The sequence below is a fragment of the Kitasatospora sp. NPDC056731 genome (assembly GCF_040687675.1).
In the GTDB taxonomy this organism is placed as follows: domain Bacteria; phylum Actinomycetota; class Actinomycetes; order Streptomycetales; family Streptomycetaceae; genus Kitasatospora.
The window spans coordinates 445,081-462,297 of the sequence record NZ_JBFBNR010000001.1; the positions used below are offsets into that span (position 1 = coordinate 445,081).

Below are 17,217 nucleotides of genomic sequence, written 5' to 3' on the forward strand. Positions count from 1 at the left end.
CTGGCACCACACCGCACTCCACCCCCGGGAGACCCGAATGACCGTCCGACTCGTCCACCTGGCAGGCCGGCTGATCCGGCCCGTCCTGCTGCCCGTGCAGTTCGCCCTGCTGCTGTTCACCCTGCGGCTCGGCCGGCTGCGGGCCGCCCGCGCGCGCGGCGACCGCGGCGCGATCAGCATCGAACTCGCCCTCGCCATCATCGCGTTGGTCTTCGTCGCGGGCGCCGTCGCGACCGCGCTGTACCTGCTGAAGGACAAGGTCGTGCAGAAGGTGCAGCAGGACCCGAACATGCCGGGTGCGGGCGCGGCCGCGGGAGGCGCCACCAAGTGACGTACCGACCTCGCCGCCGCGGCGACCGGGGGTCGATGAGCGTGAGCCTCGCCATCGTCTTCCCGGTCGTCCTGGTGCTCCTGATGCTCGTCGTCCAGGCCGCGCTGCTGTGGTACGACCGCCAGCTCGCGCTCACCGCCGCCCGCGAGGGCGTGGACGCCGGCCGGATCCAGGGCAACGCGACGGACGAGGTGAAGAACGAGGCGGCGCGCCGACAGGCCAGGGACTTCCTCGACCGGCAGGGCGTGCACTCGTACACGGTGACGACCGACGGCAGCACGCCCGAAGTGGTCCGGGTCACGGTGGCGGTGCGCCCGCCGCTGCTGATACCCGGGCTGTCGGCGCCCGCCCTCACGCAATTCGCCGAGGCGCCGCGCGAGCACTTCGTCCCGCCGGTGGCGGTGGCGCCGTGAGACGGCGGACCCGGGCCGACGGGTGGCCGGCGCCGCGCGCCGAGCGTGGTTCCGAGCGCCGTTCCGCGCCCCGCGTCGACCGCCGTTCCGCGCGCCGGCCCCGGTGGTGGCCGGTCCGGCGGAGCGACGGCGGCGCCGTCGCCATCGAGGCGGCGATCGTCGTGCCCCCGGTGGTCGGACTGGTCCTGGTGGCCATCGCCGCCGGGCGGGTGCAGACCACGGCCGGTACGGTCGAGGCCGCCGCCCGGGCCGGCGCCCGCACCGCCTCGCTGCAGCGCAGCGTCGACGGGATGACGCAGCCGGGCCGGGACTCGGCCCTCGCAACGCTGCGCCAGCAGGGCGTCTCCTGCCGCAACGGGGACGTCCAGGTCGTGCCCGGCCGACTGGACCTGCCCGGCGGCGCCGTCACGACCGTCAAGGTCACCGTGGTGTGCGACGTCGAACTGGCGGACCTGCTCGGCGGACCGTCCGGCGTACCCGTGACGAAGCACCTCGTCGGCGAGTTCACCTCCGTGGTGGACCGCTACCGGGGCACATGACGGCCCGGGGCGGCACCCGGCGGGACACGGGCCACGACGGGGGATTGGGGACGGCCCGCGCGGGGGAGACGCAAGCGGAGAGCGCACGGGGGATGACGCGACGGGACCGGCCGGCGCCCGGTGGGGGCCGGTGGGGCGGACGAGGGGCGGGAGGGGCAGGGGGGATGGGAGTGCCTGTCAGGGCGCGGCGTCGGCGCCGCTCCGACCGGGGCGCGGTCGCCCTCTTCGTGGCGATCTGCGCGGCCTACGTCGTGCTCGTCATCGCCCTGGTGATCGACGCCGGCGGCCGGTTGCGGGTCGCCGAACGCACCGACGCCTACGCCCAGGAGGCCGCGCGGGTCGGCGGACAGCAGCTCGACCAGGCCGCCGTCCTCCAGGGGAAGGGCTTCAAAATCCAGCAGGACTACGTCCGGCAGGCCGCCGACACCTACCTGGCCCTGTACGGCCTCCAGGCGGGCGAGGTCGAGTTCTCCGGCGACGGCAAGGTCGTCACCGTCACCGTGCGGGCCGACTACCGGCCCGTCCTGCTGGGCGCGCTCGGGGAGCGGAAGGTAACGGGCAAGGGCAGTGCGACCCTCGTCCACGGAGTCGAGAAAGCGGAGACCGACTGATGGCCGCGCCACGTGCCAAGGACCAGGCCCGAACCGCCCCGGGCCGGGCTCGAACCGCCAAGGGCCGGAGCCCGGGCGCCAAGGACCAGGCCCGGAGCGCCAACGGCCGGGCCCACACCGGACACCGGGCCGCCGGCCGCCCCGCCGCCCCGGCGCCCCGCCCACCGCGCGGGCGCGGCCGCGGCGCAGCCCTGATCGCCGCGCTCGCCGCGCTGGTCACCCTGCTCGCCCTGCTGCTCGGCGTCCCCGCGCTGCTGCTCTACGGCACCCGTGCGGTCGCCGCGATGGGCGACGTCGCGCCGGACGGCGTCGGCCAGGCGCTCACCGGCCCGGACGACGGACGGCTGTTCCTCTGGCTGCTGGTCGTGGTCGGCTGGCTCGCCTGGGCCTGCTTCGCGTTCTCCGTCCTGCTGGAGATCCCCGCGCAGCTGCGCGGCCGGATCGCCCGCCGCATCCCCGCCTTCGGCTGGAGCCAGCGGATGGCGGCCGGTCTGGTCGGCTCGGTGTTCGCGCTGATGCCGGTCGCCGGCTCGGCCTTCGCCGCCACCCCGGCTCACACCGCCACCGCCCCGGCGCAGTTGGCGGCCGGCGTGCAGCGCGCCGCCCTGCCCGCCGCCCAGGCCGCGCCCGCCCTGGCGCCCGCCGCCGAGCAGAACCCCACGTACACCGTGCGGGACAGCCGGCCCGCCGACAGCCTGTGGTCCATCGCCGAACGCCAACTGAGCTCCGGTGAACGGTGGGTGGAGATCGCCAAGCTCAACGACGGCCGGGTGATGGACGATTCCGGTACCCGCTTCGACGCCGACCGGCCGATCCAGCCGGGGTGGGCGCTGCTGATGCCGGGGGACGCGAAGGCGGACGGGTCGGCGCCTGCGCCTGCTGCTACGCCTGCTCCTTCGTCCGAGCCTGCGCCCGTCCCTGCTTCCGGTGCCGGGTCGGCCCAGGTGCCGCAGGCCGGGACGGAGCCGGGTGCGGGCGGGCACGCGACGGTGACCGTCCAGGGCGGGGACAGCCTGTCCGTCATCGCCCAACGGGAGTTGGGGGACGCCGAGGCGTGGCCGAAGCTCTTCGAGGCGAACAAGGGGGCCCAAGCGCCGGACGGGGAACGGCTGACCGATCCGGACGTGCTGGTGCCCGGGATGGTGCTCACGGTGCCGGGGGCGGCCGCTCCCGCGCCTGCTCCTTCGCCTGCTCCTTCGTCCGAACCCGCGCCCGCGCCTGCTCCGGCGCCGTCGACCGGCCAGCCGCCGGCTGATCAGGCGTCCGCCACCCCCGCCCCCGCGCCGACCCAGGCCGCGCCGACTCCGGCCGCGTCCCAGCCCGTCACCCCGGCGCCCACTCACGCACCCACCCACGCGCCCGCCCCCGCCGCGCACGCCGAACCGGCCGCCGGTGACGACTACTCCATCGCCCTCACCGCCTCCACCGTCGGTGTCCTGCTCGCCGCCGTCATGGTCGGCACCGTCGCCCACAAGCGCGGCACCCAACTGCGCGCCCGCCGCCCCCGGCACCGCATCACCATGCCCGACGCCGAGGCCGCCGCCTTCGAGAACGAGCTCAGGGCCCGTCAGGACGACGCCGGCCTCGACCTGCTCGACCGCGCCCTGCGCACCATGGCCCGCAACACCGTGCGCGGCGGCAAGCGCCTGCCCGCCATCGTCGCCGCCCGGATCACCCCCGGCCACACCATCGAACTGCACCTCTCCGGCCCGGCCACCCCGATCGCGCCGTTCCGCGCCGCGCACGCCGCCAACGTCTGGTGGTGCAGCCTCGACTCCGGCGACCTGCTCAGCGCCGCCCAGGCCCGCAAGACCGCCGCGCCCTACCCCGCCCTGGTCACCCTCGGCACCTCGCCCGACGGCTCGGTCGTCCTCGCCGACCTGGAGGCCGTCCGGCTGCTCCACCTCTCCGGCCACCCCGACGACGCCCGCGACATCCTGCGCACCCTCGCCGTCGAACTCGCGCACAGCCCGCTCGCCGACCGGCTCCACCTGCACCTGGTCGACCTCGCCGAGGAGGTGCCGATCAGCGGCCCGGCCGCCGAACGCATCCACCGCCACCCCACCCTGGAGGCCGCGCTCGCCGCCCTCGGCCCGCGCACCGCCAAGGCCCGCGCCACCCTGGTCGCCGCCGAGGCCGCCAGCCCGCGCGACGCCCGCAGCCGGGGCCAGGCCGACGAGTCCTGGACCCCCGAGATCGTGCTCTGCGCCCAGCAGCCCGGCGGCGAGGTCCCCGCCGAACTCGGCCGCCTGCTCGACGCCCGGCCGCGCACCTGCGTCGCCGTCATCACCCGCGCCCCCGAACGCGGCACCGGCCCCGTCGCCCGCTGGACCCTCCCGGCCACCGGCCAGGCGGCCATCCCCGGCCTGCACCTCACCGTCGAACTCCAGCGGCTCAGCGACCAGCAGTACGACCAGGTCGCCGAACTGCTCCGCGCCGCCGACGACCTCACCCAGCACCCGGCCCCCGCCTGGACCCTGGACGGTCCCGGCCTCGACCCCGACGCGGACGACGACGACGACGACACCGACACGGCCGAACTGCCCGCCGCCGTACCCGTGCTGGCCGCCGTCGGCGCCGCCGCGACCGGCGCGCAGGGCGGTACGGACACGGCCGCCGGGCCCCGGCTGCTCGCCCGGGTCATCGGCACCGGCGCCAGCCCGTTCGCGGGCACCGACCCGGCGACGCCGGTACCGGCCCCTCCGGCCGGGCCGGGGCGGTACGCGGTCAACGGGCAGGGGCGGCAGGCCGCCTCCGCCGAGACCGAGACCGAGACCGGGAGCGGAGTCGGTACCGGAGTCGGTACCGGAGTCGGTACCGGGATCGGGAGCGGGATCGGGACCGACGAAGAGCTCGTGGTCGGGCAGGTCGTTGACGAGGCCACGGACGAGGCAGCGGACGAGGCCACCCGGGACCTGCGCCGCCCGGACGCGGTGGCGGGGGACGCGGCGGAGGCGCCGCAGCAAGCCCCCGCGGCCGTCCTCGCCGTCCAGCCCGTGCCGTCCGTGCCTGCCGTCCAGTCCGTCCAGCCGGTCGTGCCGCAGTCGCCCGTCGAGCCGGCCCCGGTCCACCAGCCCGCGCCCGCGCCCTCCGGCGTCGACCCGCGCGTCCCGTCCCGGCCGGAGCCCTCGCCCGACCTCCTGCCCGGCACCGAAGCCGAGGCCCCGGCCGAAGCCGATTCCCACGCTGATTCCCACACCGAGTCCGGAGTCGAACCCGGAGCCGAGCCCGGCCCCGCCGCCGTCGCCCCGGTCGCCCAGACCACCCCCGGGCGCAGCGACAGCGACGACCTGCTCGCCATCCTGCGCTCCCCGGAGGCGCACGCCGCCCGCAACGCCCCCCGGATCCGCCTGCTCGGCCCGGTCGACGTCGCCGGAGCCCTCGGTACCGTCGAACCCGGCGCGCTGTCCCGGCTCACCGAACTCGCCGTCTACCTCTCGCTGCGGCCCGGCGCCGACCACCACGCCCTCGACCACGACCTCCACCCCGGCGCCGCCCACCTCGACCCGCACCCCACCGCGGCCGACGCCAAGAGCCCGCTCCCCGGCAAACTCGCCGACCTGGCAGCCTGGTTCGGCACCTCGCCCGAGGGCCGCGCCTTCCTGCCCACCGACACCACCGACGGCTACTCCTTCACCCCGGTCGTCACCTGCGACTGGGACGAGTTCCGCAGCCTCTACCGGCGCGGCATGCGCAGCACCAGCGCCACCGCCGACGCCGCCCTCGCCCACGCCCTGGCCCTGGTGCGCGGCGCCCCGTTCGCCGAGGCCCCGCCCGCCTCCTACGGCTGGGCCGAGGCCGAGCGCCAGGACATGATCGCGGCGATCGTCGACACCGCCCACGAACTGGCCGCCCGCCGGCTGCAGTACGGTGACCACCGCAGCGCCGAGGCCGCCGTCTTCCGCGGCCTCGCCGTCGCCCCGGACGTCGAACTCCTGCACCGGGACCTCTTCTACGCCTACGCCTCGGCCGGCGCCCGCGACCAACTCCTGCGCGCCGTCAACCGTCTCGACGCGCTCAGCCGCCGCACCGGCCGTGACCTCGACGCCGACACCGTCGCCCTGCTCCGCGACCTGCTGGCCGGTTCCTGACGTCCCCTGCATGCCTGTAGAATCCGCGAATCCGTGAGCACTGTAGGCCGATCATGAGCACTGTCCGAGCAAATCCGGGTGATCATGATCAGGGGGCCGAGCTGTTCGAATGGATTCATCCGATGCGGTGGGTTCGTGTCAGGCTGGCGGCGGTCACCCACAGGTCTTCGAGCGGGAGTTGACGAATGGCCGAGCGTGCCGCCATCAAAGAGCCCTCGGCAGCCCGCCGGATCGCGGAGACACTGCGTGGTGAGATCCTCGATGGCCGGATCGGCGCCAGCGAGGCGCTCCCGACGGTGCGTGAGCTTTCGGTCCGCTTCGAAGCCAAGGGTGCGGTCATCCGAAAGGCCCTCCAACTGCTGCGGGGAGAGGGGTACGTGAAGCCAGGCCCGGCCGGGAGGTTGTACACGCCTGGTCTCGATACGCACTGGATGTACGGCGGCGACTTTGACCGTTTCGCCGCTGTTGCCCAGCCGGACCGGTATCCCCCACACGACCACCCGTAGGCCGACGGATTGGTGCTGCCCGAGGGCCTGCTCTCGGATTGCTCATGATCGCTCGACACGGCGACCGTCGGCGAGTGCTCACCGGGCAGATACCCGCAGGTCACAACGCCGAGATTGCTCACGGAATCGTGGACCCTACAGCAGGCCGCTGCCCGGCCGCCCCTCGGGGTGACCGGGCAGCGGCATGCCGGGCCGGGCCGGTCAGGTCGGGCAGACGCACAGGCCGTCGACGGTGCGCTCGGTGGAGGTGTGGACGTCCCAGACGGCGGCGCAGGGGCGGTCCGGCGGCGAAGTCCATGGTCGGGGAGTCCAGATGGTCGGGGAGTCTAGGGCGTGTCGTGTCGGTGTGTGCGCAACCAGGCGTCCAGGACGGCGAAGTCGGTTGCGGTGAGGCCGCGTTGGTGGTCGACGCGGTGCAGGAGCGCGGGGGCGGGCGAGTGGGCCGCGATCCAGCGGCGGTCGGTGGCGGTGATCTCGTCGTCCACCCAGACGAACGGACGGCCGGCAGCCCGGGCGACCAGCGCGCGGGTCTTCCCGTGTAGGCCGGCCGGTTCGTCGCCGTCCGCCACCGGCCAGTCCACGACGGGCAGTTGCGGCAGTCCGAGCCAGGGGGAGAGGCGGTCGTTCGCATCGGACATCCACGTTGTCGCCCACACCAGTTCGCACGGCAGGCTCAGCAGGCGCCCGCCGAGTGCCGGATCGACGCGGGCCAGCAGGGGATTGACGCCCGGACCGGGTGCGGCGGCGCAGGCGCCGCGGAAGACGGGGTAGCCGCCCGGGGGCGGCGCGCCGAAGGGGATGAGCGGTCCGTCGACGTCGAGGAACAGGAGAGGTGTACCGGGGCCTGCCATGACGGCACGATAGCGGGCCGCGTGGCACGCCGATCGGAGACCCGGCCTGGATCGGGTGTGCCGGGATCTCGTAGGGTGGCGCGACGGGAGTGGTGGCAGGCGCCACCCAGCAAGGGCATCAGACGCCGCGAAGCGGTGGGGTGGGCGGTGACCAGAAGATGGCGGAGACGACAGCTGTCCCCGGAGGCCCCGAACCGGCAGCGGACTCGGGCCCCTGGGACGCCGTACCGCCGCCGCGCACCCCGGCCGAGGAGCACCCGCCCGGGCCCGCCGCGCTCTACGAGCCGCCGTCCGTGCCCCCGCTCCCGCCGTCCGCTCCGGCAGCCCCGCCGTCCGCTCCGACGGCTCCGGCCGCGGTGCCGGGCCCACCGCCGACCGCGCCCACCGGATGGACCGTCACCGGCATGCCCGCCGTGGGCGCGCCGCCGTCCACGGCCACGCCGCCGCCCTTCCCGGCCCCGGGCGTGAGCGCCCCCGGTGCGGGCGGACTGGGGGCGGCGCCGCGCGGACGGATCCTGGTCGTCGAGGGCGGTTACGGCAACTCCGGGCGCCGCACCTGGGGGCGGGGCGGTCCCGCCCAGGCGTCGGTGCTGTCCGCGATGCTCGCGGCCGTCTCACCGCAGGTGCTGCTCGCCGCGGACGCGGTGGACGCCGTCCACCTCCCCGGCGCCAGCGACCCGCACACCGTCCTCGCCCACCTGCGTGCCGCGTCCCGCCATCCGGGACCGCTGCTCGTCCACTTGGGCGGTCACGTGGTCGCCGACAAGCGCGGCGGACAGCTCCAGCTCACCCTGCGCGACTCCAAGCAGGACGGCCTGCCCTGGCAGGCCGTCGCCGCCGAGCTGAGCCACCGTCCGGCCGAGTGGCAGACCCTCGTCGTCGCCGACCTCAGCGCCGACCAGAACGCCTGGCCGTACCTCCAGGGCGCCGCCTCGCCGCTCAGCGAGGGCATCCCGCTCTGGGCGGTCGTCAGCCCGGACCCGGAGCAGATCGGCACCTTCACCCGGGCCCTGATCGAGGCGCTGCACGGCGGCCGCCCCGGCGCGGGCGACGTGCTCGCGCCCGAGCAACTGCGGCAACAGGTGTACTCGGTGCTGCGGCCGGACGTCGTCATCCTGGCCACGCACGCCCCGGACCGGCCGGTCTTCCGCAACACCGCCCGCCGTGGCGACGGTCCGCCGGCCGACGTGTCGGCGCCGGTCGATGCGGTGCGGGCTGACGTGGTGCCGCCGGTCGACGCCGTGCGGGCCGATGTGGTGTCGTCCGGGCCGGCCGTGCTGTCGGTGCCGCCGGTGCCGGATCGGGCGGAGTCGCAGGACGCCGTCGTCGAACCGTCCGTGGCGCCCCCGGCCTTGCCGTCGTCGGCCTCCCCGGCTCCCGCGACCGAGGCCGGTCCGGTGAGCCTGCTCAAGCCCGGCGTGCCGCCCGCCCCGCCCAGGCCGGCCCGCCCGGTCAGCCTGCTGAAGGGGCAGCCTGCCGGCCCGGCTGGCGTGACCCTGCACAAGCACGCTCCGGCGGACGCGACGCCTGAGGCCGTCGAGCCGTCCGCAGGCGTGACGCTGGCCAAGCCCCAGCAGCCGGGGCCGGAGCCGGAGTTGGAGTCCGAGCGGGAGCGGGAGCGGGAGCAGGCGCTGGCGGACGTCGCCACGCCGACGGCGGAACCGCAGGACGCCGCCCCGACGCAGGCCCCTCCCGTTGACGAGGCCCCCGCCGATGCGGTGCCGACGGCGGAAGCGCCGGACGACACGGACCCGGCCGACGACGAAGCCCCCGCGGACGCGGTCCCGGTGGCGGAGGCCCCAGCGGACGCGGTGCCAGCAGACGAGGTACCTGCCGATGTGGTGCCCGTCGACGCTCCGGCGTCCGGCCGGCCGCGTGCCGACTACCGGGAGGTCATCGGCCGGATCGTCCGCAGCGCGGACGCCGGGGAGCACGGTGCCGCCACCGAACTCGCCTTCGCCCTCGAACTGGAGGCGATCGCCGAGCACGGCGCCGTCTCCGAACCGGTCCTCCAGGTGCGCCAGGTCCGGGCGCACGTGTGCCGTCTCGCGGGCCGGCCGGCCGAGGCCGCGGACATCTACCGCGAGGTGGCCCTGGCGCTGCTCCGTTCGCAGGGGCCGGACCACCCGGAGACCCAGCGGGCGGCCACCAACGCCGAGGCCTGCTGGCGCTCGGTCCCCGACCGCGCGGCGGCCCTTCGGATCGCACCGGAGATCATCGAGCTCCGCGCCTACCTCCCGGGTTCTGACGGCCGCAAGCTCCGCGCCGCCGAGCGCTACCTCGCCCAACTGGCCGCCGCCCCGGAGCCCGCAGCGGCGCCCGCCCCGGAGCCCGCTTCCGCCCCGGCGGACCGCGTCTGACCCTTCGCGCCGCGCGGCCGGGCCGGACGACCGGCACCGGGCCGCGAGCAACTAACACCGAACAGATAACAAAAAACAGAAAACAGCGAACAGATAACAGATTTCGAAATCTGTTATCTGTTCGCTGTTAGTTGTTACTTGCTACCCGTCACTGCCCGTCAGCGACCGGCGATGGCGTGGACGAACTTCGCGCCGTCGATGGTGCCGAGGCCGCTGGAGAGGTCGTAGCCCTCGGTGGCGGTGTAGCCGGTGACGCCGCCCCAGGAGTTGTCGCCCTCCTTCACGTCCGTGATGCCGGTCCGCGCGCCCGGGAGCAGGTTGAGCCCGTACAGGCGCCAGTTGAGCTGGCCGAGGCGGTGGCCGGCGAGCTGGTCGGCGAGGGCGACGACGCCGGAGAACAGCGGGGTGGCCTCGCTGGTGCCGCCGGTGAGGTGCCAGCCGACGGAGGTCGGGTCGTATGACTCGTAGGTCCAAGCGCCGCCGTCGACGGCCGCGCTCATGCTGATGTCGGGCGTGCCGCGGTGGTTGCCGGTGACGTTGGCGACGCCGGCCTGGTACCACGGGCGCTCGAAGATGCCGGAGACGCCACCGCCGCCGGCGCCGGACTTGTCGTGCCACACCTTGTCGGGCGCGGTGCGCGCGCCGTTGTCGTCCAGGGTGAGCTGGGTGCCGCCGATGGAGGTGACCAGCGGGTCGGAGGACGGCCAGGAGTTGACCTTGTACGGGTACAGGTCGGTGCCGTTGGTCTGCGCGTCGGTGGCGCCGTTGTCGCCGGAGGCGGCGAGCACGGTGACGTTGTGGTCGGCGGCGGCCTTGAAGGCGTAGCGCAGGTCGGTGAGCGACTTGAAGTCGCCCTTGTCGTACCCCGGGAAGGTGTTCTCGGTGGCACCGAAGCTCTGCGAGATGACGTCGCCGCGGCCGGCCTTGATGAGGGCCTTCTCGGCGTCCATCATCTCGGGCAGACCGGTGGTGCCCTCGGTCTCGGCGACGCCGGTCTCGACCAGGACGATGTGCGCGTCGGGGGCGATGGCGTGGGCGTACTCGACGTCCAGCGTGGTCTCGCCGGCCCAGCCGGTGTGGTCGGGGTTCTTGGGGTCGAAGGCGGGGACGTTGCCCCACTTGACCACCTCGACGTTGGTGTCCTGGATGCCCCACTGCTTGTCGAAGACCTCCAGGTCGTGCTGGATGGTCGGCGAGCCGAAGGAGTCGACGATGACGATCGTGCGGCCCTTGCCGGTGATGCCCTCCTGGTACAGCGGGTTCAGGTTGTAGGCGTTCCGGTACTGCAGCGGCGAGTAGCAGTGGATGCCGATCTGACTGACGCACTGGGTGGTGGTCAGCGGGGCGGTGCGGCCCTGGGCGTTGTGGTGCCCGAAGGAGGCGGGGCGGACGTGGACGCCCGTGAGGTCGTGCGCGGGGGCGGCGGTCGCGGCGCCGACCGCCGGGACGGCGATGGTGCCGGCCGTGAGGGCGGTGGCCCCGACGGCGAGCAGAGCCAGGGCACGGCGAAGGGGGGCGGGGCTGCCCATGGGACTCCTTGGGGCGCAGGGCCCGACCTGGTCCGGTCGGGTCGGTCCGGCCATCCCATCGACTGCCGCATGATCATGCCATAGTCATTTGGTGGGGTCGCCTGATCAGGGGCATGGTCATGCTCGGCCACGCGAAAAGGTAAAGACCGTCCCAGGTGAAGGTAACCCCACGCCCGGGACGGTCATGTGACGACACGTCAGTATTATCGTACTAATGCTGAACGGTTCTTGACGATCCCCGCCCGGGCCAGCCCTACCGCGCCCCGCCGTTGACGTACAGCGTCTGCCCGCTGACGTACGAGGCGTCCTCGCTGGCCAGGAAGGCGACCACGGACGCGATCTCCTCCGGCTGTCCCACCCGGCGCAGCGGGGTCCGGGCGGAGACCTCCGCGTGCTGGTCCTCGGCCGTGCTGCCGACCCGCTCGGCGGTGGCGGCGGTCATCGCGGTGGCGACGTACCCGGGGGCGACGGCGTTGACGTTGATGTTGAACGGCCCCAGCTCGATCGCGAGGGTCGCGGTGAGCCCCTGGATGCCGGCCTTGGCGGCCGCGTAGTTGGCCTGCCCCCGGTTGCCGAGGGCGGAGCGCGAGCTGAGCGAGACGATCTTCCCGTACTTCTGCGCCACCATGTACTTCTGCGCGACGTGGCTGCAGTTGTACGCGCTGGTCAGATTGACGGTCAGGACCGCGTCCCAGTCGGCCTTCGGCATCTTGAAGAACAGGTTGTCCCGGGTGATCCCGGCGTTGTTCACCAGGATGTGCACCCCGCCGAGGTCCGCCGCGACCTGCGCGAACACCGCCTCGACGGCGTCGTAGTCGGCCACGTCGCAGCCGTACGCCCTTGCGGTGCCGCCCTTGGCGGTGATCTCCGCGACCGTCCCGGCGGCCCGTTCGGCGGTGAGGTCGACGACGGCGACGGCCGCGCCCTCCTCGGCGAGCCGGCGGGCGGTGGCCGCGCCGATGCCCTGCGCGGCGCCGGTCACGACGGCGACCCTCCCCGCGAACCTGCCTGCCAGGCCCGTCACTTCAGCCGCTGCGGCTACTTCAGTCATTCCCGGTGCTCCCTTGAACTCGGACGTGAACTCGAACTCGGACGTGAACTCGGACGTGAACTCGGACGCGGCCTCGACCGTGAACTCGGCCGCGAACGCGGGCCCGCACTCAGTCAACGTTCTCGACGAGGACGGCAGTGCCCTGACCGACCCCCACACACATGGTGGCGAGGCCGCGCCGGGCGTCGGTGCGGCGCATCCGGTGCAGCAGGGTGGTGAGGATGCGCGCGCCGGAGCCGCCCAGCGGGTGGCCGAGCGCGATCGCCCCGCCGCTCGGGTTGACCAGTTCGTCGGCCTGTTCGGGGGTGAATCCGATGCCGTCGGCGGAGGCCAGGGCCTGGGCGGCGAAGGCCTCGTTGAGTTCGGCGGTGTCGAGGTCGGCCAGCGACCAGCCGGCCCGGCCGAGCACCTTGCGGGTGGCCGGCACCGGGCCGATGCCCATCACGTCGGGGTGCACCCCGACGGAGGCGCCGGCCACGTACCGGCCGAGCGGCCGCAGCCCGAGGTCGCGCAGCGCCTCCTCGCCGACCAGGAGCAGCCCGGCCGCGCCGTCGTTCATCGGCGAGGCGTTGCCGGCCGTGACGGTGCCGCCGGGGCGGAAGGCGGGCTTGAGGCGGGCGAGCTTCTCCAGGCTGGTGTCCTCGCGGATGCCCTCGTCCTGGCCGACCGTCACGCCGTCGGGCCGTTCGACCGGGATCAGCTCGGCGTCGAAGTGGCCGTCCTTGCGGGCGGCGGCGGCCCGTTGGTGGCTGCGCAGCGCGAAGGCGTCCTGGCGTTCCCGCCCGATGCCGTACCGGCCGGCCACCTCCTCGGCGGTCTCGCCCATGCTGAGCACGCCGTGCAGTTCGGCCATCCGGGGGTTGGTGAGCCGCCAGCCGAGCCGGGTGTCGTAGGTCTCGATCCGGTGCGGGAGGGCCTCGTCGGGGCGGGGGAGGACGAAGGGGGCGCGGGTCATCGACTCGCAGCCTCCGGCCAGGACGACGTCGGCCTCGCCGGAGCCGATGGCCCGGGCGGCGAGGGTGACGGCCTCCAGCCCGGAGGCGCAGAGCCGGTTGACGGTGGCGCCGGGGACGGTCTCCGGCAGGCCGGCCAGCAGGACGGCCATCCGGGCGGCGTTGCGGTTGTCCTCGCCGGCCTGGTTGGCGGCGCCCCAGTAGACGTCGTCGATGCGGGCGGGGTCGAGGGCGGGGACGTCGGCGAGCAGGGCGCGCAGCACGGTGGCCGAGAGGTCGTCCGGGCGGACCGTGGCGAGCGCTCCGCGCAGCCGGCCGATGGGTGTGCGGCGGGCTGCGGCGAAGTAGACGGGACGCACGTCGTCGGGCTCCTATCCGGTTGAATCCGAGTGATCCGAGTGATCCGAGCAGTCAGGGTGATCCGAGCAGTCAGGACGGTCCGGGTGATCCGGGTGGTCTGGGTGGTCCTATGGACCCGTCCTGGCTGATCGGATGGGATGAACGGGCTGGTCAGAAGGCGTTGAGCCCGGTGAGGGCGCGGCCGATGAGCAACTGGTGGATCTGGCTGGTGCCCTCGTAGAGGGTCATGACCCGCGCGTCGCGCAGGTACTTGCCGACCGGGTACTCGTCGATGAAGCCGTAGCCGCCGAACACCTGGAGCGCGTTGTTGGCGGCCCGGACGGCGGCCTCGCTCGCGTAGAGCTTGGCGACGGAGGACTCGGTGGCGAACGGCAGGCCGCGTTCGATGTGGTCGGCGACCTTCCAGGTGAGTAGTCGGGCGGCCTCGACGTCGACGGCGATGCCGGCCAGCAGTTCCTGGACGAGCTGGTGCGAGGCGATCGGGCGGCCGAACTGCTCGCGCTCGCCGGCGTAGCGGACGGCGGCCTCCAGGCAGGCGCGGGCGATGCCGACGCAGCCCGCCGCGACCGACATCCGGCCCTTGGCGAGCGCGGACATCGCCACCCGGAACCCCTTGTCGACCTCGCCGAGCCGCGCGCTGTCGGGCACCCGGACCCGGTCGAGGGCGAGCTCGGCGGTGGCCTGGCCGCGCAGGCCGAGCTTGCCGTGGATCTCGGTGCGGGTGAAGCCGGGCAGGTCGGTGGGCACCAGGAAAGCGGTGATGCCCTTGTGGCCCTGTCGGTCGGGGTCGTCGCCGCCGGTGCGGGCGAAGACCAGGGCGACGTCGGCCCAGGTGCCGTTGGTGATGAACATCTTGGCGCCGCTGATCAGCCAGTCGTCGCCGTCCCGGACGGCGCGGGTGCTGAGGTTGGCCGCGTCGGAGCCGGTGCCGGGTTCGGTGAGCGCGAAGCAGCCGAGCGACTCGCCCGAGGTGAGCCGGGGGAGCCAGTGCTGCTTCTGCTCCTCAGTCCCGTAGCCGTAGACGGACTTGGCGACCAGGCCGAGCGTGACCGAGACGATGCCGCGGACGGCCGAGTCGCCGCGGCCGAGCTCCTCCAGGACCAGGCAGTACGCGAGGTGGTCGCCGCCGCTGCCGCCGTAATCCTCGGGGATGGTGAGGCCGAGGAAGCCGAGCCCGGCCAGTTTGCCGATGATCGCGCGGTCGACGGACTCGGCACGGTCCCACGCGGCGGCGTGCGGAACGATCTCGCGATCGGTGAAGGAGGCGGCGAGGTCCCGGACGGCGCTCTGCTCCTCGGACAGCTCCAGGTTCACGGCGGCTCCAGATCCATTAAACTAGCGCTGCAAGTTTTATGGAGGGACTGTAGCCCCGGCCGGCCCGCGCTGGGAAGGGGCACCTGCCAGAATCGGTCCCCGCCCCACCCGACCGGAGGAACCGGAGGCAGCACCCCGATGGCCCGCCCGCGCACCCCGCTGCTCAGCCGCGAGCGCATCGTCGCCGCTGCTCTGCGACTGATCGACGCAGAGGGCCTGGCGGCCCTCTCCACCCGCCGCCTCGCCACCGAACTGTCGGTCAGCGGTCCCTCGCTCTACAACCACGTCGCGACGAAGGACGAACTGCTGGACGCGGTGGTGGACAGCGTGATCGGCGAGGTCGACTTGTCGATGTTCGGCGCGCCCGACGGCCCGCCCACCGCTACGCCCACCGCTAAGCCCGACGGCACGCCCGACGACGCACCCACCGCTACGCCCAGCGGCCGGCCGACGCCCTGGCCGGACGCGCTGCGCGCCTGGGCCCGCTCCTACCGCGCCGCCCTCGCCGCCCACCCCAACATCGTGCCGGTGCTCGCCCAGGGCCCGGGTCGCCGGCCGAACGCGCTGCGCCTGGCCGACGCGGTCTTCGGCCACCTGGTCGAGGCCGGCTGGCCGCGCGGCCAGGCCACCCGGATCGGCGCGCTGATGCGCTACTTCGTCACCGGCTCGGCGCTGGCCTCCTTCGCGGCCGGCTTCCCCGCGGACGCCGAGGTGTACGACGCGGCCGACTACCCGCACCTCGGCGAGGCGCACCGGCTGGCCGGGCACCGCGGGACGGTGGACGAGGGCGCCTTCGAGACCGGCCTGGAAGCGCTGCTCGACGGGCTCGTCCTGCGCTTCGAGCGCCTCACCGAACGCTCCTAGACCCTGCCGCCGCCGGCCTTCCCCCTGTCCCACCGTCCCGCTGTTTCCGCTGCCCCCGCCCCCGATGCCCCCGCCGCCCCCCGCCTCACCAGGGCTCGCGCGCCAGGAAGGCCGGCCGCAGCGACGGGTCCACCGGGTCGTAGTACCGGTGGTAGACGGGCGTGAGCCCGCCGGAGACCGGGGGCACGATCCAGCTCCAGTCCGCCGGGGTCGGCCGGCCGAGCCGCTTCTCCTGGGCGACGTGCCGGAGGAAGCGCTCGGACTCGGTGTGGTGGTCGGCGATCGTCACTCCGGTCTCCTGGAAGGAGTGCAGCACCGCGATGTTGAGCTCGATCAGCGCGCGGTCGCGCCAGAGCGTGCGCTCGCTGGAGGTGTCCAGGCCCAGGCGCTCGGCGACGGTGCCGAGCAGGTCGTAGCGGTCGGCGTCGGCGAGGTTGCGGGCGCCGATCTCGGTGCCCATGTACCAGCCGTTGAAGGGCGCGGCCGGGTAGCGGACGCCGCCGATCTCCAGCGTCATGTCGCTGATCGCGGGCACCGCGTACCAGCGCAGGCCCAGGCCGGCGAACCAGTCGTACGCGGGGTGGGTGAGCGGCACCTCCAGCGTGGTGTCGTCCGGCAACTCGTACCAGCGCGGGCGCTCGTCGGGGCGTTCCTGGACGAGCAGCGGCAGCACCTCGAAGCGGTCCTCGGCGCACTTCCAGCCGAGGTCGCGGGCGCGGGTGGCGAGTTCGGTGCCGGCCGGGTCGCCGACGACGGCGTCGCCGACCCGGTGGCCGGCGTAGCGGACCAGCTGCTGGTTGACGATGCGGGCGGCCGGGTGGCCGGGGCGGTCGGGGGCGAACACCGAGACCACCGGGCGGATCCGTCCACCGTTGCCGGCCAGCCGCAGGTGCTCGAAGCACTCGGCGGCGATGTCGTCGGCCGAGTCGAGGTGGCGCAGGTCGCGCACCACCAGACTGCGCCAGTACAGCCGGCCGATGCAGCGGGCGGCGTTGCGCCAGGCGAGCTTGGCGCCGTAGGCGAGTTCGGCGGGGGTGTGCTCGTAGCTGCCGGTGCGCTCGATCTCGTCGAGGACGGCCCGTATCCGGGCGTCCGGGGCCCCGGTGGCGGGCTGCTCGTGATGGAAGCGGCGGATGAACTCGGCGGCCTGCTCCGGGTCGGTGAACGACGACGACGACGGCGACGGCGACGGCGGCGGCGGCGGTGTGGACGGCGGCGTGGGCGACGGCCGGGCCGCGGCCGGGTGCCCGGCCGGGGTATGGGCATGGGCGTACGGGCAGCCGCCGGCGGGGGCGGCGGCTGGTCTGCGGGCGCGGAGCCGGTTGAAGATCAAGGACACATCCCTCCTGGCGAACAGGAGTACCGGAGGTGTCCGGGCCACCGCAGGGAGTGAACGATTCGGCCCCCGAACCCGCGCTGATCGCGCTAGGGTGCGGGGGCCGAT

Annotated in this window: 14 protein-coding genes; 8 read left to right on the forward strand and 6 right to left on the reverse strand. The window is 74.4% G+C overall.

The genetic code is table 11. The features are described 5' to 3' along the window. Positions 1-37 precede the first annotated feature (37 nt). From AB0R04_RS01930 to AB0R04_RS01955, 6 genes are all read left to right on the forward strand, one after another. Complete coding sequence (locus tag AB0R04_RS01930) at positions 38-331, forward strand: hypothetical protein (protein WP_363367209.1); 294 nt, start codon at positions 38-40, stop codon at positions 329-331. Continuing rightward, positions 328-744: a TadE/TadG family type IV pilus assembly protein gene (locus AB0R04_RS01935; protein WP_159398548.1), complete on the forward strand. Its 417-nt coding sequence runs from the start codon at positions 328-330 to the stop codon at positions 742-744. Before AB0R04_RS01930 ends, AB0R04_RS01935 begins: the two co-directional genes overlap by 4 nt. Next, entirely contained in the window at positions 741-1,283 is a 543-nt protein-coding gene (locus tag AB0R04_RS01940; protein WP_363367211.1) for a TadE/TadG family type IV pilus assembly protein, read from the forward strand. Before AB0R04_RS01935 ends, AB0R04_RS01940 begins: the two co-directional genes overlap by 4 nt. Before the next feature lie 164 nt (positions 1,284-1,447). Beyond that, positions 1,448-1,894: a hypothetical protein gene (locus tag AB0R04_RS01945; RefSeq protein WP_363367213.1), complete on the forward strand. Its 447-nt coding sequence runs from the start codon at positions 1,448-1,450 to the stop codon at positions 1,892-1,894. Next, positions 1,894-5,985, forward strand: a complete 4,092-nt coding sequence (locus AB0R04_RS01950; RefSeq protein WP_363367215.1) for a BTAD domain-containing putative transcriptional regulator — start codon at positions 1,894-1,896, stop codon at positions 5,983-5,985. Before AB0R04_RS01945 ends, AB0R04_RS01950 begins: the two co-directional genes overlap by 1 nt. A 185-nt stretch (positions 5,986-6,170) precedes the next feature. Continuing rightward, positions 6,171-6,491 (forward strand): GntR family transcriptional regulator, encoded by a 321-nt coding sequence (locus AB0R04_RS01955; protein WP_363367217.1) that lies wholly within the window; start codon positions 6,171-6,173, stop codon positions 6,489-6,491. Between the two features lie 326 nt (positions 6,492-6,817). On the opposite strand, the gene AB0R04_RS01960 is transcribed toward AB0R04_RS01955, so the two are convergent. Next, a complete protein-coding gene (locus AB0R04_RS01960; protein WP_363367218.1) occupies positions 6,818-7,342 on the reverse strand; it encodes an HAD domain-containing protein in 525 nt (174 codons plus the stop codon). A gap of 158 nt (positions 7,343-7,500) precedes the next feature. On the opposite strand from AB0R04_RS01960, the gene AB0R04_RS01965 reads away from it, so the two are divergent. Continuing rightward, the gene (locus AB0R04_RS01965) at positions 7,501-9,702 is read left to right on the forward strand and encodes a hypothetical protein (RefSeq protein WP_363367220.1); all 2,202 of its coding nucleotides are present in this window, start codon (positions 7,501-7,503) and stop codon (positions 9,700-9,702) included. A gap of 158 nt (positions 9,703-9,860) precedes the next feature. On the opposite strand, the gene AB0R04_RS01970 is transcribed toward AB0R04_RS01965, so the two are convergent. The 4 genes from AB0R04_RS01970 to AB0R04_RS01985 form a co-directional block, all read right to left on the reverse strand. After that, the gene (locus AB0R04_RS01970) at positions 9,861-11,231 is read right to left on the reverse strand and encodes a S53 family peptidase (RefSeq protein WP_363367221.1); all 1,371 of its coding nucleotides are present in this window, start codon (positions 11,229-11,231) and stop codon (positions 9,861-9,863) included. A gap of 253 nt (positions 11,232-11,484) precedes the next feature. After that, positions 11,485-12,282, reverse strand: a complete 798-nt coding sequence (fabG, locus tag AB0R04_RS01975; protein ID WP_363367222.1) for a 3-oxoacyl-ACP reductase FabG — start codon at positions 12,280-12,282, stop codon at positions 11,485-11,487. A gap of 109 nt (positions 12,283-12,391) precedes the next feature. After that, entirely contained in the window at positions 12,392-13,594 is a 1,203-nt protein-coding gene (locus tag AB0R04_RS01980) for an acetyl-CoA C-acyltransferase (RefSeq protein WP_063350054.1), read from the reverse strand. Positions 13,595-13,745: 151 nt separating this feature from the next. Beyond that, positions 13,746-14,909: an acyl-CoA dehydrogenase family protein gene (locus AB0R04_RS01985; RefSeq protein WP_363367223.1), complete on the reverse strand. Its 1,164-nt coding sequence runs from the start codon at positions 14,907-14,909 to the stop codon at positions 13,746-13,748. Positions 14,910-15,047: 138 nt separating this feature from the next. On the opposite strand from AB0R04_RS01985, the gene AB0R04_RS01990 reads away from it, so the two are divergent. Further along, positions 15,048-15,773: a TetR/AcrR family transcriptional regulator C-terminal domain-containing protein gene (locus tag AB0R04_RS01990; protein WP_363367225.1), complete on the forward strand. Its 726-nt coding sequence runs from the start codon at positions 15,048-15,050 to the stop codon at positions 15,771-15,773. 85 nt (positions 15,774-15,858) lie between these two features. Here the strand turns inward: AB0R04_RS01990 and AB0R04_RS01995 are convergent, their stop codons facing one another. After that, the gene (locus AB0R04_RS01995; protein ID WP_363367227.1) at positions 15,859-17,112 is read right to left on the reverse strand and encodes a nitric oxide synthase oxygenase; all 1,254 of its coding nucleotides are present in this window, start codon (positions 17,110-17,112) and stop codon (positions 15,859-15,861) included. Positions 17,113-17,217: the final 105 nt, after the last annotated feature.